Source organism: Amycolatopsis sp. NPDC114504 (genome assembly GCF_055633595.1).
Map to the genome: position 1 here is coordinate 1,315,044 of NZ_JBVKDU010000004.1, position 21,257 is coordinate 1,336,300.

The 21,257-nt window shown below is 72.2% G+C and carries 17 protein-coding genes and 1 pseudogene; 10 read left to right on the top strand and 8 right to left on the bottom strand.

The features are described from left to right. The first annotated feature begins 53 nt into the window (after positions 1-53). Entirely contained in the window at positions 54-785 is a 732-nt protein-coding gene (locus ACZ7PG_RS35860; RefSeq protein ID WP_470243597.1) for a polysaccharide deacetylase family protein, read from the top strand. On the opposite strand, the gene ACZ7PG_RS35865 is transcribed toward ACZ7PG_RS35860, so the two are convergent. Next, on the bottom strand, positions 727-1,716 hold the full coding sequence (locus ACZ7PG_RS35865) for a histidine kinase (RefSeq protein WP_470243598.1): 990 nt from the start codon (positions 1,714-1,716) through the stop codon (positions 727-729). The genes ACZ7PG_RS35860 and ACZ7PG_RS35865 overlap by 59 nt on opposite strands. Positions 1,717-1,829: 113 nt before the next feature. Between ACZ7PG_RS35865 and ACZ7PG_RS35870 the strand changes: the two genes are divergently transcribed. Both ACZ7PG_RS35870 and ACZ7PG_RS35875 read left to right on the top strand, forming a co-directional pair. Continuing rightward, entirely contained in the window at positions 1,830-2,408 is a 579-nt protein-coding gene (locus ACZ7PG_RS35870; RefSeq protein WP_470243599.1) for a LuxR C-terminal-related transcriptional regulator, read from the top strand. Positions 2,409-2,578: 170 nt separating this feature from the next. Then, positions 2,579-3,844, top strand: coding sequence for a right-handed parallel beta-helix repeat-containing protein (locus ACZ7PG_RS35875; RefSeq protein WP_470243600.1), 1,266 nt, complete (start codon positions 2,579-2,581; stop codon positions 3,842-3,844). On the opposite strand, the gene ACZ7PG_RS35880 is transcribed toward ACZ7PG_RS35875, so the two are convergent. Beyond that, positions 3,834-4,451, bottom strand: a complete 618-nt coding sequence (locus ACZ7PG_RS35880; protein WP_470243601.1) for a TetR/AcrR family transcriptional regulator — start codon at positions 4,449-4,451, stop codon at positions 3,834-3,836. The two genes, ACZ7PG_RS35875 and ACZ7PG_RS35880, sit on opposite strands and share 11 nt — an antisense overlap. 68 nt (positions 4,452-4,519) lie before the next feature. Between ACZ7PG_RS35880 and ACZ7PG_RS35885 the strand changes: the two genes are divergently transcribed. The 3 genes from ACZ7PG_RS35885 to ACZ7PG_RS35895 are packed head-to-tail and all read left to right on the top strand — an operon-like array spanning position 4,520 to position 6,836. After that, positions 4,520-5,158, top strand: a complete 639-nt coding sequence (locus ACZ7PG_RS35885; protein ID WP_470243602.1) for an MSMEG_1061 family FMN-dependent PPOX-type flavoprotein — start codon at positions 4,520-4,522, stop codon at positions 5,156-5,158. A gap of 2 nt (positions 5,159-5,160) precedes the next feature. Next, entirely contained in the window at positions 5,161-6,045 is an 885-nt protein-coding gene (locus ACZ7PG_RS35890) for a PDR/VanB family oxidoreductase (protein WP_470243603.1), read from the top strand. Then, on the top strand, positions 6,042-6,836 hold the full coding sequence (locus tag ACZ7PG_RS35895; protein WP_470243604.1) for a siderophore-interacting protein: 795 nt from the start codon (positions 6,042-6,044) through the stop codon (positions 6,834-6,836). The genes ACZ7PG_RS35890 and ACZ7PG_RS35895 overlap by 4 nt, the downstream gene beginning before the upstream one ends. On the opposite strand, the pseudogene ACZ7PG_RS35900 reads toward ACZ7PG_RS35895, so the two are convergent. Then, positions 6,803-7,566: pseudogene (locus tag ACZ7PG_RS35900) on the bottom strand (DUF4184 family protein). The gene ACZ7PG_RS35895 and the pseudogene ACZ7PG_RS35900 sit on opposite strands and share 34 nt — an antisense overlap. A gap of 128 nt (positions 7,567-7,694) precedes the next feature. Between ACZ7PG_RS35900 and ACZ7PG_RS35905 the strand changes: the two are divergent. The 3 genes from ACZ7PG_RS35905 (at position 7,695) to ACZ7PG_RS35915 (ending at position 12,138) form a co-directional block, all read left to right on the top strand. Next, entirely contained in the window at positions 7,695-8,570 is an 876-nt protein-coding gene (locus ACZ7PG_RS35905; RefSeq protein ID WP_470243605.1) for a helix-turn-helix domain-containing protein, read from the top strand. A gap of 77 nt (positions 8,571-8,647) precedes the next feature. Continuing rightward, on the top strand, positions 8,648-10,399 hold the full coding sequence (locus ACZ7PG_RS35910; RefSeq protein ID WP_470243606.1) for a maleylacetate reductase and hydroxyquinol 1,2-dioxygenase domain-containing protein: 1,752 nt from the start codon (positions 8,648-8,650) through the stop codon (positions 10,397-10,399). Next, positions 10,396-12,138, top strand: coding sequence for an FAD-dependent oxidoreductase (locus ACZ7PG_RS35915; RefSeq protein ID WP_470243607.1), 1,743 nt, complete (start codon positions 10,396-10,398; stop codon positions 12,136-12,138). The genes ACZ7PG_RS35910 and ACZ7PG_RS35915 overlap by 4 nt, the downstream gene beginning before the upstream one ends. 112 nt (positions 12,139-12,250) lie before the next feature. Here ACZ7PG_RS35915 and ACZ7PG_RS35920 read toward each other — a convergent pair whose 3' ends face one another. From ACZ7PG_RS35920 to ACZ7PG_RS35935, 4 genes are all read right to left on the bottom strand, one after another. Next, a complete protein-coding gene (locus ACZ7PG_RS35920; RefSeq protein ID WP_470243608.1) occupies positions 12,251-13,303 on the bottom strand; it encodes a peptidylprolyl isomerase in 1,053 nt (350 codons plus the stop codon). Positions 13,304-13,538: 235 nt separating this feature from the next. Then, entirely contained in the window at positions 13,539-15,812 is a 2,274-nt protein-coding gene (locus ACZ7PG_RS35925) for a glycosyl hydrolase family 95 catalytic domain-containing protein (RefSeq protein WP_470243609.1), read from the bottom strand. 26 nt (positions 15,813-15,838) lie between these two features. Then, a complete protein-coding gene (locus ACZ7PG_RS35930; RefSeq protein ID WP_470243610.1) occupies positions 15,839-18,130 on the bottom strand; it encodes a glycosyl hydrolase family 95 catalytic domain-containing protein in 2,292 nt (763 codons plus the stop codon). 150 nt (positions 18,131-18,280) lie between these two features. Next, on the bottom strand, positions 18,281-18,907 hold the full coding sequence (locus ACZ7PG_RS35935) for a TetR/AcrR family transcriptional regulator (protein ID WP_470243611.1): 627 nt from the start codon (positions 18,905-18,907) through the stop codon (positions 18,281-18,283). A 50-nt stretch (positions 18,908-18,957) separates the two neighbouring features. On the opposite strand from ACZ7PG_RS35935, the gene ACZ7PG_RS35940 reads away from it, so the two are divergent. Beyond that, positions 18,958-19,800: a class I SAM-dependent methyltransferase gene (locus ACZ7PG_RS35940; RefSeq protein WP_470243612.1), complete on the top strand. Its 843-nt coding sequence runs from the start codon at positions 18,958-18,960 to the stop codon at positions 19,798-19,800. On the opposite strand, the gene ACZ7PG_RS35945 is transcribed toward ACZ7PG_RS35940, so the two are convergent. Then, complete coding sequence (locus tag ACZ7PG_RS35945; protein ID WP_470243613.1) at positions 19,797-21,212, bottom strand: M1 family metallopeptidase; 1,416 nt, start codon at positions 21,210-21,212, stop codon at positions 19,797-19,799. The genes ACZ7PG_RS35940 and ACZ7PG_RS35945 overlap by 4 nt on opposite strands. Positions 21,213-21,257: the final 45 nt, after the last annotated feature.

The following is a 21,257-nucleotide window of genomic DNA, read 5'->3' on the forward strand; positions in this document are numbered from 1 at the left end:
TACTAGTACCTTCGCGGCTTCCTCGTCTCATCGGGTGAAGCCAGAGTGACGCCATGATCGTGAAATCCCGCCGCGCGCGGAAGTGGGCCATCGTCGTGGCGTGCGTGCTGGTCGTCGTCATCGCCGCCGCGTTCACGCTGTTCGAGGTGTCGAAGTCGCGGACCTTCCAGTTCTTCGGCACCCTCGTGAACCGCGTCGACACCGTCGAGAAGGTCGTCGCCCTCACCTTCGACGACGGCCCCGATCCGGCCGGGACCCAGGCGATCCTGGACACGCTTCGCGAGCGCGAGGTGCCCGCGACCTTCTTCCTCATCGGGCGGGACATCGCCGCGCACCCGGACCTCGCGCGCGACATCGCCGCGGCGGGGCACGAACTCGGCAACCACAGCTTCAGCCATGAGCGCATGATCGGCGTGACGCCGGCCTGGGTCGCCGACGAGGTCGAGGCCACCGACGCGCTCATCCGCACCGCCGGCTACCCCGGCGAGATCCTCTTCCGGCCGCCGAACGGCAAGAAGCTCTTCGCGCTGCCGCACTACCTCGCGTCGCACAACCGGACGACGATCACCTGGGACGTCGAACCGGACTCCGAAGGCACCCCGGACGCCGCCACCGTGGAGAAGACCACGCTCGACCAGGTCCGCCCCGGCTCGATCGTGCTGCTGCACGCCATGTACGCCTCGCGAGAGCAGACCCGGCAGGCGATCGGGCCGGTCGTCGACCGGCTCAAGCAGCGCGGCTACCGGTTCGTGACCGTGTCGCAGCTGCTGGCAGTGCGACGCTGACGATCCACTCGCCGTCCCGCGGCCCGTGCGTCAGCGTTCCCCCGGCCGCCGCGGCCTGCTCCGCGAGCCCGGCCAGGCCGTAACCCCCGCCCGCGCGCGGACTTCCCTTGAGCGGGTTGCGCGCGGTGATCGTGACGCCGTCCCCCACCTCGACGTCCAGCCGCAGCCGGACGCCAGGGCCGTTGTGCCGCAACGCGTTCACGGCCGTCTCCGCGACGAACCGCTCGGCCAGCTCCCGCACCGGACGCGGCAACGCCGGCAGCACCGGGTCGCGGTCGAGGACGAGACCCGCCGTGCGCAGCCGGGCCAGCACCTCGGCGAGATCGGGCGGACGTTCGGCGTCGTCGTGCAGGTCGTCGAGCGTGCGGCGGACGAGCGTGAGCGCGCCCCGGCCGGCGGCCAGGAGGGTGTCGAGGCGGTCGCGGTCGGCGTCGGTCAGGTCCCCGACCGCGCGCAGCGTCTCGGCCTGCACGAGCATCACGGCCGTGGTCTGGGCGAGGGTGTCGTGCAGCCGCCGGGCCGCGCGCTCGGCCCGGTCGGCCAGCGCGCGCCGGCGTTCGGCGCCGAGCAGCCAGGCGACCGCGCAGATCGTGAGGGCCAGGAGCGTGCCGTCGAGCGGGCCCTTCGCCGGGAACACCGCCGCTCCCACGGCGAGGGCCGCCGCGGCCGCTAGCCACCGCTGCGGTGTGCTGTAGAGCGCGAGCAGCACCGGCACGTACATCGTGTTGCGCGGGTGGTCGAGCACCAGGTGCCCGGCCGTCGCGAGGGTGACGACCACCAGCACGACGGCGGGCGCGCGGCGCGACCACAGCAGCGGGACCAGCTGGGCCGCGCTGAGCAGCGCCGCGAACCAGCCCTGGTGCGGGGTCCAGGCGCCGCTGGCGAAGAACACCGCCGCGGTCGCGGCCGTCGTGACGAGAGACTGGCGCATGCGCCCGACAGTAGAGTGAACCTTATTCTGGCTAGGTCGGCGCTACGAACTGTAAGTCGCGGCCTGCGGTGACTCTCGCGCCGACCGACGGCTGAATGAGGTTCAATGTCGGCATGATCCGGGTCCAGGTCGTCGACGACCACGCGCTCGTGCGCGAGGGCATCGCCCTGATCCTGGGGGCGCGGCCGGACCTCGACGTCGTCGCGCGGTACGCGAGCGGCCCGGAGCTGCTCGCCTCGGCCGTCGAAGCCGACGTCGTCCTGCTCGACCTCTACCTGCCCGGCATGGACGGCCTCGAAGTCCTGCGCCGGCTGGAGTCTCCGGCGCCCCGGGTGCTGATGCTGACGACGGTCGGCCGTCCCCGCGAGATCCGCGAAGCGATCACGGCGGGCGCGGCCGGGTTCGTGCTGAAGGACTCTTCCGGCGACGAGCTGGCGGCCGCCGTCCGCGCGGCGCACCAGGGCCTGACCGCGCTGAGCCCGGCGGTGGCGTCGGCGTTGAGCGGCGGCGGCACGTTGACCCCGCGCGAACGGGACGTGCTGGAGCTGCTCGGCGAAGGACTGTCCAATCGGGACATCGCGACCCGGCTGCGGCTGGCCGAGCGGACGGTGAAGGCCCACGTCGGGAACGTGCTGGCCAAGCTGGGCGTCACGAGCCGCACGCAGGCCGCGCTGGTGGCCCGGGACCGGTGACCTGGCTCGGCCACGCGGACTTCGAAGCGGCTGGCCAACGGCGCCCGCAGGCGCCATGACCATGTCCGGCAGCGCGTCGACCTCCTGGGCCCGGGCGAGGTGCTTTCCCCGACGGCCGGCGCCCCGAGCTTGTACGGCCCGTGTACGAGCCCGGCTTACCGTCGCGCGCCATGTCGAAGAACCTGCTCACGCTGGGCGTGTTCGCCGCCCTCGCGGCCAGTGCCCTCACCGCGACCGACGCCGCCGCGGCCACCAAGACCTACTACGTCGACCAGACCCTCGGCAGCGACGCCGCGGCCGGGACGCAGTCCGCGCCGTGGAAGTCCCTCGCCAAGGTCGCCGCGACGACGCTGAACCCGGGTGACACCGTGCTGCTGCGCCGCGGCCGGACCTGGAGCGGCGGGCTGGCCGTGCGCGGCTCCGGCAGCGCGTCGGCCCCGGTGACCATCGGCGCATACGGCGACGGGGCGCGCCCGATCGTCCAGGGCAACGAGGAAGCCTGCGTGAACCTGCCCGGCGACTACGTCACCGTCCAGGACCTGCAGGTGGGCGTCGCGGCCGACGCGGGCCGCTGCTCCTGGGCCGGGGTCGAGGTCGGCGGGGACCACGACAAGGTGCTGTCGAACCTCGTCACCGGCGCCGGCGCGGGCGTCTACATCGCGCCGTCCGCCGACGGCACCGAGGTCACGCAGAACGACCTCGTCGACAACAACCACATGACCGTCGTGACGCCGGGCGGCAACGACGACTCCGGCGCGTTCGCGATCCTGGTGCAGGGCAACGGGTCCGACATCGGCTGGAACCGGATCAGCGGCTCGATCGCGGTGAGCGACGACTTCGGCGGCCTCGACGGCGCCGCCGTGGAGATCTTCTACGGCTCGGGCAACGTCATCCACCACAACATCGCCGAGGACAACGAGTCCTTCACCGAGCTCGGCACCGACGCCGACGACCCGGACGGCGTGTCCCGCGACAACTTCTACGAGTACAACGCGGTCTTCGGCGCCAAGACCCGCGGCGGCATCGTGACGCGCGGCGCCGAGGACGGCAACGGCCCGGTGACCGGCACCGTCTTCCGCAACAACTCGGTGCGGTTGAGCAACGCCGAGTCCGAGGGCTTCGTCTGCTACGGCGGCTGCACGAACCAGACCTTGACGCTGACCCAGAACGTCATCCAGTCCGCCATGAAGGTCGGGTACGCCGACGACGGCTGGACCGCCACCGACCACAACGTCTTCTTCGGCGGTCAGCGCCAGTTCACGCCGGGTGCCACGGACAAGGTCGCCGACCCGAAGTTCACCTCGGCCACGAACCTGGTCCTCACCGCGGGCAGCCCGGCCATCGGCCTCGGCACGGTGCGGTATTCCGGCATCGACGTCGACGGCAACCCGGTCGGCACCCGGGTCGACGCCGGCGCCTACCAGTTCACCCCGTGACGTAGCGCGTCAGCATCGCGACCAGCTCGTTCTCCAGCTTCCCGGTGTCCACCGGCTCGTGGTCGGCCACGAGCTGGTGGATCACCAGCTCGACCGTCGTGACGATCAGCCGGGCCGCCGTCTCCGTGTCGGCGACCCGGACCTCGGGGTGGCCCTCCAGCAGCTCCCGCACGTAGGCGGTCAGGGACCGCTTCATCCGTTCGGCCTTCTCCAGCAGCTCGTTCGTCTGCGGCGCCTGCTCCCGCAGCATCCGCAGCAGGCGGGGCTCGCCGAGGTGCGATTCGATCGCCCCGCGGACGAAGACGCGGAAGACCTCGTCGATCGGGCCCGGCAGCTGCTCCCGCCGGACCCGCTCGACGATGGCCATGCCGTCGTCGAGGTGGCGGACCAGCAGCTCGGCGAGGATCGCGTCCTTGTTCGGGAAGTACTGGTACAGCGAACCGATGGAGATCCCGGCCCGCTCGGCGATGCGGTTGGTGGTGCCCGCGGCGTAGCCGTGCTCGCCGAAAACGTGAGCAGCGGCGCTCAGGATCCGCTGGCGGGTCAGCTCGGCGCGGACCTGCCTGGGCTGTTTACGTGGCTGGATGCGGCGCTGGCCCGGCGACACGGCGCTCCCTTCCGCGCGGCTCCGAAAGCGAGTAGCGCAAGACCTGAATGTTTGCTCATAATTGTGCCATGACCAGCACAAATACGCTGAGCACCCGCTACCGGCGGGTCTCCATGGCCGAAGTGAGGAGCCGGCTGGGCGCTCCCGAGGAGATGATCGAGGGCAAGAAGCTCGACCACGTCGACAAGCACGCCCGCCGGTTCATCGCGCACGCGCCGTTCCTCGCGCTCGCGACGTCCGACGCCGCGGGCCGCGGGGACTGCTCGCCCCGCGGCGACTACCCCGGCTTCGTGAAGGTCCTCGACGAGCACACGCTCGCGCTCCCCGACCGGCCCGGCAACAAGATCGCCGACTCGTTCCGCAACATCGCCGAGAACGGCGGTGTCGGCCTGCTGTTCCTCATCCCCGGCATGCGGGAAGTCCTGCGCGTCAACGGGAACGCCTACATCACCGACGACCCGGACGTGCTCGCCCGGATGCGCACCGAAGCCAAGGCACCGATGCTCGCCATCATCGTCGAGGTCGCCGAGGCGTTCTTCCACTGCGGCCGGGCGCTGCTGCGGTCGCGGCTGTGGGACCCGGCCAGCCAGGCGCTCGCGGCGGAGATGCCGTCGGCCGGGGAGATCGTCACCGACCAGCTGGGCGTGGCCGTCGACCCGGCGGTGTTCGAGCAGGTCCTCGAAGACAGCTACCGGAAGTTGTACTGACCATGCAGAAAACCATTCTCGACCGCGTCGAGCGCGTCGCCGACGACGTCGTCTCCCTCGTGCTGCGCGGGGACGAAGGCCCGCTGGCGCCGTGGGAGCCGGGCGCGCACATCGACCTCGCGCTGCCGAACTGGCTGACCCGGCAGTACTCGCTGTGCGGTGATCCCGGCGACCTCTCGGCGTACCGGATCGCGGTCCGCCACGACCGGTTGAGCCGCGGCGGCTCGGAGTACGTGCACCTTTACCTGAGTCCCGGCCGGACACTCGAAGTCTCCCTGCCGCGCAACCACTTCCCGCTCGTTCCCGCCGCGGAGTACCTGTTCCTGGCGGGCGGCATCGGGATCACGCCGATCGTGCCGATGCTGCGGGCGGCCGTCTCGTCCAGGGCCGCCGCTTCGCTGGTGTACGTCGGGCGGTCGGCTTCGAGCATGCCGTTCGCGTCGGAACTGGCCGACACGTATGGCGACCGCGTGCGGCTGTTCGCCGGCGGCCGGCCGGATCTCGCCTCCTTCGGGGACTTCACGGGCGAGGTCTACTGCTGCGGGCCGGCGTCGATGCTCGCCGCGGCCGAAGCGGTGTTCCCGCGGCTGCACGCGGAACGCTTCGAGCCGACCCGGCGCGTCTTCGGGCCGGACGAGCCGTTCGAGGTGGTGTGCGCGCGGTCCGGGACGACGATCCAGGTCCCGGCCGACGAGTCGCTGCTCGACGCCTTGAACCACGCCGGGCGGCAGGTGCCCTCCGGGTGCCGCGAAGGCGTCTGCGGGAGCTGCGAGCTGACGGTCCTCGAGGGCGAACCCGAGCACCGCGACGACATCGGCGCGCCGCCGGGGCGGATGTACGCGTGCGTGTCGCGGGCGTCGTCGCGGCTCGTGCTGGACATCCGATGATCCCGAAAGTGCGTCGCCCCGGTACCCGGCGGATGATCACCCTCGAAGTCCTGGCGAACACCGCGCCCAGCCCGGCGTTCCGGACGATCACCCTCGGCGGCCCGGCGGTGGCGGACCTCGAGGTGGCGGGCGACGACCAGGCCGTGCGCCTGTTCTTCCCCCGCGTCGGCCAGGACGGGCTGCGGATGCCGACCCTGGACAACGAGGGCTGGATGGCCGAGGTGCTGGTCATGCCGAAGAGCCGCCGCCCGTGGGTGCGCAACTACACGATCCGGCGAGCGCGTCCCGGCGAGATCGACATCGAGTTCGCCCTCCATGATGGCGACGCCCCGGCGGCCTCGTGGGCCCGGCGGGCCCGTCCCGGCGATCCGGCGGGCGTGTTCGACATGGGTGTCAGCTACCTGCCGCCGTCCGGAGTGTCGTGGCAGCTGCTGGCCGGCGACGAGAGCGCGGTGCCGGCGATCCTGTCGATCCTCGAGAACGCTCCGGCCGACCTGGTGGCCGAGGCGTTCCTGGAGGTGCCGTCGGCCGACGACGTCCGGCCGGTTTCGGCGCCGGCCGGGGTGCGGGTGCACTGGCTGCCGAGGTCCGGGCCCGGCCGGCCCGGCACGCTGGCCCTGGCGACGGTCCTCGCCGCCGACCTGCCGGGTGACCGGGCGTACGCGTGGGTCGCCGGCGAGTCGGCGTTGGCGACGGGGGTGCGCCGGCACCTGGTCCGGGACCGCGGCTGGGCGAAGTCCGACATCGCGTTCCTGGGCTACTGGCGCCACGGCCGGGCATCCCCGGGCTGAGCACCGGCAGGGTCGCCTTGCGTACCTGGGGAGTCGACCCTCCGGGCACGCGAGCCGACCATCCAGGCGAGCACGTACGCCGCCGCCGCGAGGGTGAACCCGCGCACCGCGCCGAGCAGGAGGCACCGGACCCAGTCGTAGCCGCTCACCCGGCTCACCGGGTCGGTCAGGCCGAGCAGCGCGCCGACCAGCAGGCCCACGCCGAGCCCGGCGAGCACCACCGTCCGGGTGGCTCGCGGGAGCGCCGGCCAGGCGCGGTCGGCCCGCGATGTCCGGCGGTACCATCGCGTCGCCACGACCCCGAGCAGGAGCAGGCCCAGCACCGAGGAGACGTAGCCGACGACGTTGTACAACCGGTGCGGCCCGGTCACCGGCACCCGCAGCAGCGGCCAGTGCCGGACCATGAAGCCGGCCGTGTGCGTGAAGGCGTCCCAGAGCAGATGGGTGGCCGCTCCCACCACGATCGCCACCACCGCTCCGGGCCACCGCACGCGCACGGCCGGCCGCGGCACGCGGTCCCGCAGGCCCGCCGGGCCGAGCGCCAGGACCGGGCCGAGCACGGCGTAACCGGTCGCGACCAGGACGAGCCCCAGAAGCAGGTCCAGCGTCACGAGCCCGAGCGCTCGTGGGTGAGCTCACCACCCGGCACCGGCACGTAGTAGGCGACGTCGGGCGCCACCGAGCCCGCGACGAGGCCCGGCAGCCACAGCCGGCGGGCCAGCGGCACCACGGCGGCCGGGTGGGCGAAGGTGAACGGCAAAGAACCTCCAGCGGTCGGACGGACTGCGGGGAAGACGTCCGGCCCACGGCCGAGGTTCGCGTACCATCGCGGACAGCCTCGACGTCGAGGAGGCAGGCGTGGGCGAACTCGGGCTGACCGACACCAACGGCATCCTCGCGCTGCCCTGGGTCCGGCCCGAACGCACCAGCGCCGGGCTCGGCTGGGACCGCGTCTACGTCTCCCGGCAGCGGGAACGTCCCTACCGCGCCGCCTTCGCGCCCGCCCGCAGCCACCAGCTGATCCTGCACCTCGACGGCCCCGTGACGGTCCGGCGCGGCGTCGGCACCCCGCACGAGCGCAGCCGCCGGATGCCCGCCGGTGGCCTGTTCCTGCAGCCTTCGCACGCCGATCTGTCGGTCGAGCTCGGCGGGGAGCTCGAAACCGTGCACGTCTACGTCGCCGACGACGCCGTGCAGGAGGCCGCCGGCGACCACGCGCCCGTCCGGCTCGCCGAGGAGCTCGGCAGCTCCGACCCCCTGCTCGAACAGCTGGTCCTCAGCCTCGACGGCGTCGTCCGCGACTGGGAGCCGAGCGCCCGCACCTACGCCGACCAGCTGGGCGCGCTCGTCGCGGCGCAGCTCGTCCGCCGCCACCACGCCGGGCCCGTCCGGGTGCCCGCCCCGGCGCGCGGTCTGTCCGACCGGAAGTTCACGCGGGTCCGCGAGCTGATGGCGGAACGCCTGGCCGAGCCGGTGCCCCTGGCGGAGCTGGCCGCGCTCGCCGGGCTGAGCGTCAGCCAGTTCTCGCGGCAGTTCAAGGCCCGCACCGGCCTGCCCCCGCACCGGTTCCTGCTGCGGCTGCGCGTGGAACAGGCTGGGCTGCTGCTGCGCACGGGCGACGACCCCATCGCCGACATCGCGGCCCGCTGCGGCTTCTCCCACCAGGAGCACCTGACGCGGGTGCTGCGCGCCCAGCTCGGCACGACCCCGGCGGCCCTGCGCAGGGCGGGCTGAGCGGACGCGCGTTTCGTGCCGTCCCGCGCCGCGTTCGTGCAGGACCCCGCCCCGGTGCGCACCGGATACTCCCCCGCATGACCTCGTTCACCCACGCCGCGAACCCCGTCCGGGTGGTCTTCGGTTCGCTCGACGCCGTCGGTGCCGAAGCCGACCTGCTCGGCCTCCGGCGGGTCCTGCTGATCGGCCGCCCGCGGTACGCCGACCGTGCCGCCGAGGCGCTCGGCCCGCGGCTGGCCGCGCGCTTCGAAGACGCCGCGATGCACACGCCGGTCGACGTCACCGAGCGCGCGCTCAAGGTCGTCGCGGAGTACGACGTCGACGGCGTGGTCGCGATCGGCGGCGGCTCGGCCACCGGGCTCGCCAAGGCGATCGCGCTGCGGACCGACCTGCCGCAGCTGATCGTCCCGACGACGTACGCGGGTTCCGAGCTGACGTCGGTCCTCGGCCAGACCGAAGACGGCCGCAAGACCACCCAGCGGACCCCGAAGGTCCGGCCCGAGACCGTGCTCTACGACGTCGAGCTGACGCTTTCCCTGCCGGCGGCGGTCTCGGCGGCCAGCGGGCTCAACGCGCTCGCCCACGCCGTCGAGGCCCGCTACGCCCCCGACGCCAATCCGATGACCGACCTGCTCGCCGCCGAGGCGACGAGGCTGCTCACGAAAGCGTTGCCGCGCATAGCGAAAGATCCGTCCGATGTGGACGCCCGCGCCGACGCCCTGCGCGGCGCCTGGCTGGCCGGTACCTGCCTCGACGCCGTCTCGATGGGCCTGCACCACCAGCTCTGCCACCTCCTCGGCGGCAAGTTCGGCCTGCCGCACGCGGAGACGCACGCCGTCCTGCTCCCGTACGTCATGGCGCACAAGGGCCTCGACGACGCGAGCGACGTCTTCGAGCTCGCGAGCGCCCTCCCGATCCCGCACTCGCTGGCCGAGCTCGGGCTCACCGAAGCCGACATCGCCGGCGAGCCGGAGGCGGACCTGCTCCGCCAGGCCCTGAACGGCACCCGCCCGGCCGCACCCCCGAGTCTCAAGGCGCTCACGCAGCAGGTCGTCGACAGCTTCGCCGCCGCCCCGGACCGCGTCCGCACCCTCCTCACGGACCTCGTCGAGACCCTGCACGGCTACGCGATCCGCACCGACCTCACGCAGGACGAGTGGGAGTACGCGATCGGCTTCCTGACCCGCGCCGGCCACATCACCACCGACACACGGCAGGAGTTCATCCTGCTGTCGGACACCCTCGGCGTGTCGAGCGTCGTCGACGTCCTGACCAACTCGCGGACGCCGGACACGACGCCGTCGGCCGTGCTCGGGCCGTTCTACGTGGACGGTCCGCCGGAGACCCCGCAGGGCGCCGACCTGGCCGAAGGACTGCCGGGGACTCCCTTGTGGACGGACATCCGGGTCACCGACACCGACGACCGGCCGGTCCCGGACGCGATCGTCGACGTCTGGCAGTCCAATGAGGACGGTTTCTACGACGTCCAGCTGCCCGAGGTCGACGGCCCGGTGCTGCGCGCCCGCTTCCGCACCGACGCCGAGGGCAGGCTGCGCTTCCGGACCATCGTGCCGAGTGCGTACCCGATCCCCGCCGATGGCCCGGTCGGCGAGATGCTGCAGGCCGTCGGCCGGCACCCCTACCGCGCGCCGCACGTCCACTTCATGATCGCCAAGCCCGGCTACCGGACGCTGATCACGCAGTTGTTCGTCGCCGGCGGCGACTACCTCGACTCCGACACCGTGTTCGGCGTCAAGGACGGGCTGATCGTCGACTTCGCCGAGCAGCGGCTCGAGTTCACCTTCCGGATCTCAGGGAGCAGCGAATGAGCTACGACACCGACGTCATCGTGGTCGGCAGCGGCCCGGCCGGCGGTTCCGCCGCGCTGCTGCTCGCCACCTACGGCGTACCGACCGTGCTGGCCACCAAGTACGGCTGGACGGCCAACACGCCCCGCGCGCACATCACCAACCAGCGCACCATGGAGGTGCTGCGCGACCTCGGCGTCGAAGACAAGGCCCTCGCCGTCGGCACGCCGCCCGAGCTGATGGGCGACACCGTGCTCTGCACGTCCCTGACCGGACCGGAGATCGGCCGCATCCGCAGCTGGGGCACCGGCGACTCCTCCGCAGCCGAGTACGCCGCGGCCAGCCCGTGCCACATGATCGACCTGCCGCAGACCTACCTCGAACCGATCCTGGTCAGCGAAGCCGCCGCCCGCGGCGCGAAACTCCGCCTGGACACGGAGTTCCTGGACTTCACGCAGGACGCCGAGGGCGTCACCGCGCGGTTCCGCGACCGCGTGCGCGGCGACGAGTTCACGTTGCGCGCCAAGTACCTGATCGGTGCGGACGGCGCGCGCAGCCGGGTCGCCGAGCAGGCCGGCCTGCCGATCGCCGGGCAGACCGGCAAGGCGGGCAGCATGAACATCACGTTCACCGCCGACCTCGCGCCGTACGTCGCGCACCGGCCGAGCGTCCTGTACTGGGTGATGCGGCCCGGCGCGCACCTCGGCGGGATCGGGATGGGTCTGGTCCGGATGGTGCGGCCGTGGAACGAATGGCTGCTGACCTGGGGTTACGACATCGCCCAGGAACCGCCCGAGATCGACGCCGAGGAAGCGACGCGGCTGGTGCGCGACCTCGTCGGCGACCCTTCGTTGGATGTCGAGATCACCTCGACGTCGCTGTGGACGGTCAACCACAACTACGCGACCGAGTACCGCGCCGGCCGGGTGTTCTGCGCCGGGGACGCCGTGCACCGGCACCCGCCGTCCAACGGGCTCGGCTCGAACACGTCGATCCAGGACTCCTACAACCTCGCGTGGAAGCTCGCGATGGTGCTTCGCGGCGAAGCGGGCGAAGGGCTGCTGGACAGCTACAGCGCCGAACGGGCGCCGGTCGGCAAGCAGATCGTCGACCGCGCGAACCTCAGCCGCGACCAGTTCGGGCCGATCTTCGCGGCGCTGGGCATCACCGGCGGCACCGACGCCGAGGGCATCACGGCCGGGCTCGAGACCTGCCTCGCGCCGACGGCCGAGGGCGCTCTGAAGCGGCGTGAGCTGGAGAAGGCCATCGAGCTGAAGCACTACGAGTTCAACGCGCACGGCGTCGAGATGGATCAGCGGTACGCCTCGGGCGCGGTGCTGCCCGACGGGGTCGTGGCGCTTGCCGAGCGCGATCCCGAGCTGTTCCACCGGCCGAGCACCGAGCCGGGGGCGAAGCTGCCGCACGCGTGGCTGGTCGGCCCGCACGGGCGCCGGGTGTCCACTTTGGACCTCGTGGGCGGCGGCCGCTGGACGGTCCTGACCGGCCTGACCGGCACGCCGTGGCGCGACGCGGCGGCCAAGGTGGGCGCCGAGCTGGGCCTCGACGTGCGCGCGGTGCGCGTCGGCGACCCCGAAGGCCGCGACGCGTACGGCGACTGGTCCCGGCTGAGCGGCATCGACGAGGACGGCTGCCTCCTGATCCGCCCCGACGGCTACGTCGCCTGGCTCCACCACTCAGGCTCGCCGGAGGCCGCTGGCGACCTCCTCACGGCCCTGAAGTCACTCCTGGACCGTGACTGAGGGGGCATCACGCGTGCTTGAGCGGGCATCACCTGTGTCTGGAGGGGCATCGCACGTGATGCCCCTCCAATCACGCGTGATGCCCCTGCAATCACGTGTGATGCCTCTTTCGTCACGGGGTGGTGACCCGGGTGAAGGTGACCGGGATCTTCGGCGGTCCGCTGCCGTCGCCGATGCCGGGGCGGGAGGTGTCGATGCCGCCGCGGGCGACGTGGTCCAGGACGCCGAGGCCCGCGTCGTCGATGCTGCCGAAGACCGTGTACTCCGGTGAGATCTCGACGTCGCCGAAGACGAGGAAGAACTGGGAACCACCCGAGTCGGGCTGGGCCGTCTTCGCCATGGCGAGGACGCCACGGCCGTACGTCAGCTCGGGGAACAGCTCGTCACGGATCGAGTAGCCGGGGCCGCCGGTGCCGTCGCCCACCGGGTCGCCGCACTGGAGCATCTGCAGCCCGGACGTCACGGACAGGCGGTGGCACGACGTGCCGTCGTAGAAGCCCTGCTTCACCAGGCTCACGAAGTTGACCACGGTGCAGGGCGCGAGCGCCCGGTCGAGCGTGAGGCCGATCTCGCCGGCACTGGTGCTCAGCCGCACGGGGACGGAGCCGATCGAGGAGGCCGGACCGTCGGGCGGCGGCGCGACCTTCTTCGGCGCGGGTGACGTGGAGTCCGGGGTGAAGGCGCAGGTCACCGGATCGGCCAGGGGTTTGGCGCGCTTCGGCAGCCGGGCCGAGCCGATGCTGGGCACCGTGTACGCGGCGCTCGGGGTAACGGAAGTCGGCGGCGAGGAGCTGAACCCCGGCGACGACGTGGGCGCGCTCCCGACGGCGCTCTTGCCGTCCGGTTCGCGCAGGAAGCCGGGGTATCCCCAGGCCAGAAAGGCCAGCGCCATCAGGATGACAACGAAGATCGACCCGACGATCAGCACAACGGCAGCAGGCGAGGTCTTCTTCGGCGGCACGGGCGGCTGCCACTGCGGGTATTGGGAGAACTGCTGGTAGGGCGGCTGCGGCCCACGCGCGGCATACCCCGGAGCGTGCGGCTGCGGCTGGCTTGCGGCATATCCCGCGGCGGGCGGCGGTGGCCCACCCGCGGGGGCTCCCGGAGCGGACGGCTGCGGCCTGCCCTGGGCATACCCCGCGGCGGGCGACTGCGGCTCACCCACGGCAGGCGACTGTGGCCCACCCGCGGCATTCCCGGCGGCAGGTGGCTGCGACCCGCCCACCGCATCTCCCGGAACGGACGGCTGCGGACCGTCCGGCCCGTTCGATCCGTCCCCGCCCGGCCGCTCCCCCGGTGGCCCCGGCTCGCTCATCCCCGCTCCCCTCGTCAGGGGGCCCATTCTGCCGCGCGGGCCGGCCTCCCGGGCACGAACGCGGAAAGCCGGCCCGATCACTCCCTCACGGCAACCCCCACGGCTCGCTCGCCCCGCCCGGCGCGACCGGCCGCACCCCGAAGTCCGGCCGGTCCCCCTTCCGGTAGACGAACGCCTCCTCGCCCCTCCCCAGCTCGACCTGGACGTCGCCGGTGGGCAGCCGCCGCCAGTGTCGGGCACGACCTCGCGCGTCCGTCACCGTCAGCTCTCCCTCGATGCCCGGCCGCAGCACGCACGGCGCTCCCGCCTCGCTGTGGACCTTCAGCCAGCGCGTCTTCCCACCCGAGCGCGACGCGCTGAGCAGGAACGCCCCCTCCGTCCGGAAGTCCCGCAGCGCGATGTCGCCCCAGGCCTCCGGCACCGCCGGGAACAGCCGGACCACGCCGCCCCAGCTCTGGACCAGCATGTCCTGCATCGACTTCGCCGCCGACAACGGTGTCTCGATGACCGGGCCCGACTCCTTGTACATCGTGTTCGGCTGGATGTACCGGCGCTGCAGCTCGCCCAGGTAGAACGCCGCCTGCTCGCCGCGCAGCATCTGGGCCGAGATCGACGCCGCGCCGGTGAACGTGTACCCCTGCAGCGCCCCCTCGAAGCCGACCCAGTGGTTCAGCGACGTCTCGATGATCTGGCGGTGCTCCGGCTGCTCCCACGTGACGTCGTAGAGCGGGTAGATCTGCAGCATGTGCGAGTAGTGCCGGTGCGACTTCGCGAACGGCACGCCGGCGCCGATCATGTATCCGTTCGCGTCCGCCGGGTAGTCCACCAGCGACGCCAGGACGTCCCGCCACCGAGCCGCCAGCGGATCGCCGGGCGCGGTCCGCAGGAGCGTGCGACAGCCCCAGCGAATCAGCGAAAGGTCGTAGTTGCAGTCCGGGGCATCGACGCCGTACTCGGGCGAGAACGTCGGCGGCAGGTGCAGCTTCCCGTCCGGGCCCGGCGCGAGGAAGTGCAGGTAGTAGTTGATCGCCTTGCGCAGCAACGGGAACAGCGTGTCCCGCAGCAGCGCGGAGTCCATCGTGTGGCGGTAGGACAGCCACACGTTGTGCAGCGCCCACGTCAGGTTGCCGACCTCCGGGGTCGGCGGGTCCTGCCCCGGCACCCCGACCGGGAACCCGCTCGTGGCGTTCGAGACGCCGTTGAGCAGCGTCATGTCGGTCGTGCGCGGGATGCCCGCGGAGTCGGCCTGGTACGGCGTCGCCACCTGGCTGCTGAGATTCGCGCGGTACTTGTCGAGGGCGCAGCTGACGGCGTCGAGCTCCAGGTGGTTGGAACCGTGGATCAGCCAGTATTCGAGCTGGACGTTCAGGTTCCACCACGTCGCCGGCCACGGCGTGTTCTCCAGCCACGGCCCCGACGTCGCCATCACCGGCGCCTCCCGCCGGGCCGCCGAAGCGATCTTGTACAGCTGGATCCAGTAGAAGCTCTGCAGCCGGGTGTCCGGAATGGACAGGAAACTGTGCCGGTAGTAGTCGTGCCACCAGCGCCGGTGGTCCTGGGTCAGCGCACCGAAGGAAGAAACCCGGCGCACCACCGAGAGCGCCCGCGCCGCCGACGTCTTCGCCGGGTGCGACCAGGCCACCGACGTGTACAGCGTGCGCGCGCCGCCGCGGGTCACCTCCCGCCAGGCCGTCACGTGCTCACCGCCGGCCAGCAGCGGCTGGACGGCCAGCCGCGCGTCGCCGCTGCCGCTCAGCTGCACCGGCGGGTTCGCGGTGTAGCCCGCGGGCGGCGGCTTGTTCCACACCGGGTCGGCGCGCGGGCTGACCGCGGCCGCCGGGTGGAACACCCACTGGAACCCGCGTTCCCCTTCGGACGGCCGGACCTCGACGGCCAGCAGCGACTGTCCGGTGTGGACGATCGCGCGCAGGCTCAGGCTGCCCGCCGCGGTCGTGATCGTGCCGGTGAGCTCGGCGTTCCACAGGTCCATCCGCCAGTCGATCGCGGTGATCGCGCCGACGGGTTCGAGGGTGAAGTACCCGATCGGCAGCCGCGCCAGGCCGAACAGCGAGCCGAACTCCGGGCGGTGGTCCTGGACCTGGCTGTGCTGGACGTTGAAGCGGATCGCGTTCCGCCCGGGTTCGGCGTAGATGCCCGAGCCGAGGAACCCGTTGCCCAGGAACGGGCCCTCGTACCAGGTCTTCGGCAGCCGCCGCCAGTACAGGTCCGCGGTGCCGAGGAACCCGGCCCAGCCGAAGTCGTCGCCGCCGGGCGCGGCTTCGGCGAGTCCGGGCGTCAAGCCGGCCGCGGCCAGCCCGGCGAGCGCGCCGCCGAGCACGGTCCTTCGGGTGATGTCCATTCCGACCTCCTTGTCGAAAGCGGATTTCAGCTCGGCAGGCCCCACGCCGGTGCGGGGCCGAGAGCGGGGACGTCCCGGGGCGCGAGGTCCGGCCGCCCGCCGCGCGGGGTGACGACGGCGGTGCCGCCGCGCCGCAGCCCGATCGCGATCCGCCCGGGCCCGGCCGGGCGCCACGGCAGCCGCCGGCCGTGCTCGTCGCGGACGTCGACGTCGCCGGGGACGCCGTGCTGCAGCACCAGCGGCTCGCCGGCTTCGCTGTGCACGCGGACGAACTCCGTCTTGCCGTCGCGACGCGAGGCGTCCACGAGGAACGCGCCCTCCGCGCGCAGGCCCGCGATCGACGCGTCGCGCCAGGTCGCCGACACCGACGGGAAGACCTTGAGCACCCCGCCGGACCCCTGCATCAGCATGTCCACAACGGACTGAGCGGCGGTGATCGGGCTTTCGATCGCGAAGTTGGAGCCCTCGCGGTACATCGTGTTCGCGGTCAGCTCGGTCTCGGCGACGATGTTCCGGTCGAGGAAGAACTTCAGGTAGCGCAACGCTTCCTCGGGCGCGTCCATCACCGAGGACATCGACGACGCGGCCGCGTAGCTGTAGCCGTGCCAGGCCTTCTGGTCGGCCGTCCAGTGGTTGAACGTCCGGGTCATGACGTCGCGATCACCGGGACGGTCCCAGACCTTCTCCCGCAACGGGTACAGCCACAGCAGGTGCGAGAAGTGCCGGTGCGACTCCGCCAGGGGAACCCCGTCGCCGATCAGGACGCCGTTCGCGGGGTCTTCGTGGTAGGGCACCAGTTTCGCGCCGATCTCCTGCCAGATCGGGACGCGCGGTTCGTCGAGGCACAAGATCCGCGCGGTGTCGACGAGCGTGCGGGCGGCCCACCGGATCAGCGACAGGTCGTAGGTGCAGTCGGGCGCGTCGGCGTACTCCGGCGACCGGGTCAGCGGCAGGTGCAGGGACCCGTCCGGGCCGGTGAAGAGGAAGTGGCGGTAGAAGTTCAGCGCCTTCGCCAGCGTCGGGTACAGGACGTCGCGCAGCACGCGCCGGTCCAGGTGGTGGCGGTAGGCGAGCCAGACGTTGTGCAGGCCCCACAACAGGTTCCCGGTCTGGTCCGTTTTGGACGTCGTGCCGGGGACGCCGACCGAGCGCGTGCCGCCGGGCCGCAGCCGCCAGTCGCCCGGGTGCGAGAGCGCATAGGTGTCGCCGTCGCGGTAGGCCGGCGGCACGGACGTCTCGAGGTTCGCGTGGTCGCGCCGGAAGGTCTCGGTGACGGCGTCGAGCTCGGGGTGGTTGCTGCTGTTGACGATCGGGTAGGTGACCTGGACGTTGAGGTTCCACCAGACCGCGGTCCAGCTGTTGCCGACCTCGGGGAACCACGGGCCCCACTCGGACACGACCGGCCCGCCCGCGCGGGTGGCGGCCGCGATCTTGTAGAGCTGGATCCAGTAGAACCGCTGGACCTGCTTGTCGGGCACCGAAACGAAGCTGCGCCGGTGGAAGTCGTTCCACCAGCGGCGGTGCCGGGCGAGCAGGGCGTCGGGGTTCGCGGCAAGCGCTTTCCGGACGCCCGCGAGGGCGTCCGCGGTGTGCGTCGTGCCCGGGAAGCTGTAGGCGACGGTCGCGGCGAGCAGCCGTCGTCCCCCGATCGTGCGTTCTTGCCACGCGGTCGTGTAGCCGCCGCCGGCGAGCATCGGCTGCGCGCAGTAGCCGTCACCGAGCCCGGGCGCCGGGTTGGCGACGTACTCGGGCGGCTTGCGGACGGTCCGGGTGGTCGCCGACTCCAGCGGCTGGAACGCCCACGCCGCGCCGGCCTCTCCCGCGCTCGGCGTCAGCGAGACGAGCAGCACGCCGAGGTCGTTGTGCACGACGGCGGAGAACGCGACCGAGCCCTGGGTGGTGGTGATCGTGCCGCCGAGCTCGGCGTTGTAGAGGTCGAGCGTCCAGTCGACGGCGGTGACCGCGCCGGCGAGGGTGAGCGTGAGGTAGCCGATCGGCAGCCGGGACAGCCCGATCCCGGCCTCCCACTGGACGCGCTGGTCCTGCACCTGGGTGTGGCTCAGCATCACCTTGAGGACCTGCGGCGTCTTCCCGGCGTAGACCTGCGCGCCGAGGTAGCCGTTGGCGAGGAACGGGCCCTCCTGCCAGTTCTTCGGGAGCCGCTTCCAGACCATGCGCGCGTCCGTGGCGACGTCGCGGTGCGGGTTCCCGGCGGCCAGCGCGGGCGGGGCCGCACGAGCCCAGAGTCCCCCGAACGCGGCGGCCCCCGCCACGACCGAGGCAGAGCGGAGCACGGTTCGCCGCGACACTGCGTCCATGAAGCATCCTTTCGGATTCATACTACGTTTCACGAGATCCACAGGCGGCGTGCGGCCATGTTTGCAGACAGAGTCCCAAAAGGCCAGGGTTGTTCACCCAGAAAGCCGCAGATACATCCGATGTATCCAGCGTGACAGGGAGTCAGGGAGTCAGGCGACTGCGCAGAGCTGGGCGGCCAGGGTGTCGGCCGCCCAGGTCTCCCACCGCTCCGGCGACCAGCCGCGGTCACGGACGAACACCTGGTAGAGCTCCGGGCTGAGCACGCCGAACAGCAGGTCGGCGGCGTGCTCGGCGCTCATCCCGGCGCGGGCCCGCGGTTTGGCCAGCAAGGACCGCGCCGCTTCGAGGTGGACGGCGAACCGCGGGTCGACGTCGGCGTCCCACTGCCCGGCGAGCGCCGGGTCGGCCGCGGTGGCCGCGCGCAGCATCTCGACGATCGGGGCGACGCGCTCCAGGATCCCGCGCGTGCCGCGGACGTGCAGTCGCAGGTGCGCTTCGGCGGTCGGGGCCGCGAGAGCCTCCTGGAACCACGGCCGGTCCATCGTCGCGACCGGTTCGAGGTCACCCGCGATGGCGACGTCGACCAGTTCCTTGAGCAGCACCCGCTTGTTGCCGAAGGTGAAGTAGATCGTCTGCACGGCGACGTCGGCCCGGTCGGCGATCTCCTTGAGGGTCGTCGCGCCGTAGCCGTTGCTCAGGAACAGGTCGCGAGCCGCCTCCAGCATCCGCCGGCGGGTCCGAGGGGCGTCGCGGACCCGCTTCTTGCGCTCCACCATTACTGGAGTGTACATCTAGAGTGTCGCTCTAGTAAGCACCGGAGGTCCACATGACCGTCATCGCCAACGCCCGGCAAGCCGAAGCCTGGAACGGCTGGGAGGGCGCGCACTGGGCGCAGAACCGCGCCCGCTACAACGCGATCGTCGGCGCCTTCAACGACGCCCTCTTCCACACCGCCGCGATCGCTCCGGCCGACCGGGTCCTCGACGTCGGCTGCGGGACGGGCCACGTCACGCTGCTGGCGGCGCGGCAGGCCGGCCGCGGGACCGTCGTCGGCGTCGACCTCTCGGCCCCGATGCTGGAACGCGCCCGCGCCGACGCGGCCGCCCAAGGCCTCGCCAACGTGCGGTTCGAGCAGGGTGACGCCCAGGTCCACCCCTTCCCCGACGCCGGCTTCGACGTCGCGATCAGCCGGGGCGGGGTGATGTTCTTCGAGGACGCGGTGGCCGCGTTCGCCAACATCCTTCGCGGGCTGCGGCCGGGCGGGCGGCTGGTGTTCATCGGCCCGCAGGGCGGCGGGCCCGACAGCGACTACGCCCGCGCCACCAGCGCGCTCAAGCCCCTGCTGCGCGCCCCGTCGCCCGCTTCGCGCGGCATGGGCTCACTGGTCGACCCGGCCCGCATCCGCGAAGTGCTCGAAGCGGCCGGGTTCACCGGCATCCGGATCGAGCCGGTCACCGCGCCGATGGACTACGGCCGTGACGCCGCCGACGCGGCCGAGTTCATCCTCGGCCAGGGGCCGGTCCGCACCAACCTGGCCGGACTCGACCCGGAGGTCGTGGCGCGGACGCGGGACCACCTGCGGGCGGGGCTCGAAGCGTTCGAGACGCCCGAAGGGGTTCGCATCTCGGGCGCGGTCTGGCTGGTCGAGGCCGCCCGCGGCGGGTCCTAGGCGCCCGGCAGGGGCGGCAGCGCCGGCGTCCACAGCCAGCGGTCGAAGAACGCGTCCAGCGACCGGGCCGCGTACGCCTCCGCCATGGCCACGAACCCCTCGGTCGTCACCAGGCCGTGGCGGTGGTCGCCCGTCCACGCCTTCAGCAGCGCGAAGAACGCCGGGTCGCCGATCTCCGCCCGGAGCGCGTGCAACGTCAGCGCCCCGCGCTTGTAGACGCGCTCGTCGAACATGCGGGCCACGCCCGGGTCGGCGATCCGGACGTCCGCCGGCTTGGCCTTGATCCGCGCGTGCCAGGCGCGGGCCAGCTCCCGCGCGGACTGCCCGCCCGACTCCTCCGACCACAGCCACTCGGCGTAGGTCGCGAAGCCCTCGTTCAGCCAGATGTGACGCCAGTCGGCCACCGTCAGGCTGTTGCCGAACCACTGGTGGGCCAGCTCGTGCACCACGAGCCGCTCGTGGGTGCGGCGGCCGTCGACGTGGTTGGCGCCGAAGATCGCCATGCCCTGCGCCTCGATCGGGTCGTCGAGGTCGTCGTCGGTGATGACGATGACGTACTCGCCGAACGGGTACGGGCCGAACAGCCGCTGCAGCATCTCCAGCATCCGGCCCTGCCGGCCGAAGTCGCGTTCGAAGAGGCGACGCAGCCGCGGGGGCACGGCGGCCCGCTGCGGTACCGACTCGAGGACCGAATCGATGCGACCGTGGCCGAAGCCGACCATCAGCCGGCGCGCGCTCACGCCCGTGTGCGGGAACCAGCCGCGGCCGGACAGCTCGAGCTCGTCGTAGCGGCCGATCTGCACGCTCATCAGGTACGTCGCGGTCGGCTCGGGACGCTCGTACACCCACCTCGTGGTGCTCGCCGAGGTGTAGCGGTCGACCAGGTTGCCGGTGACCGCGACCAGGTACGGCGACGCCGTCGTCACGGTCACGCGGTAGGTCGCCTTGTCCGCCGGGTGGTCGTTGCACGGGAACCACGACGGCGCGCCGACCGGCTGGCTCGCCACGAGCGAACCGTCGGTCAGCTCGTCCCAGCCGACGTCGCCCCAGCGGCTGTGCACCGGGCGCGGGTTGCCGACGTAGTGCACCTCGATGGTGAACGCGGCACCCGCCGCGATCGACCTCGCCGGCCGGACGTGCAGCTTCACCCCGCGCTTCAGGTACTTCGCGGGCTTCCCGTCGACCAGCACGCGGTTGATCCGGAACTCGCCGAAGTCCAGGCTGACGCGGGAAAGCGCCTGCGTCGCCTCCGCGGTGATCGCCGCCGACGCGGAAAGCCGGTTCGGCGCGACCTTGTAGTCGAGGTTCAGGTCGTAGTGGCGGACCCGGTAGCCGCCGTTGCCGTGGGCGGGAAGGTAGGGATCACCGGAGGTGTCCGCGCCGGGAGCCGGGGCGGGAGCCTTCGCAATCACCCGTGTCGAACCTTTCCTCGTACCGACGTACCAAACCAGGCTCGC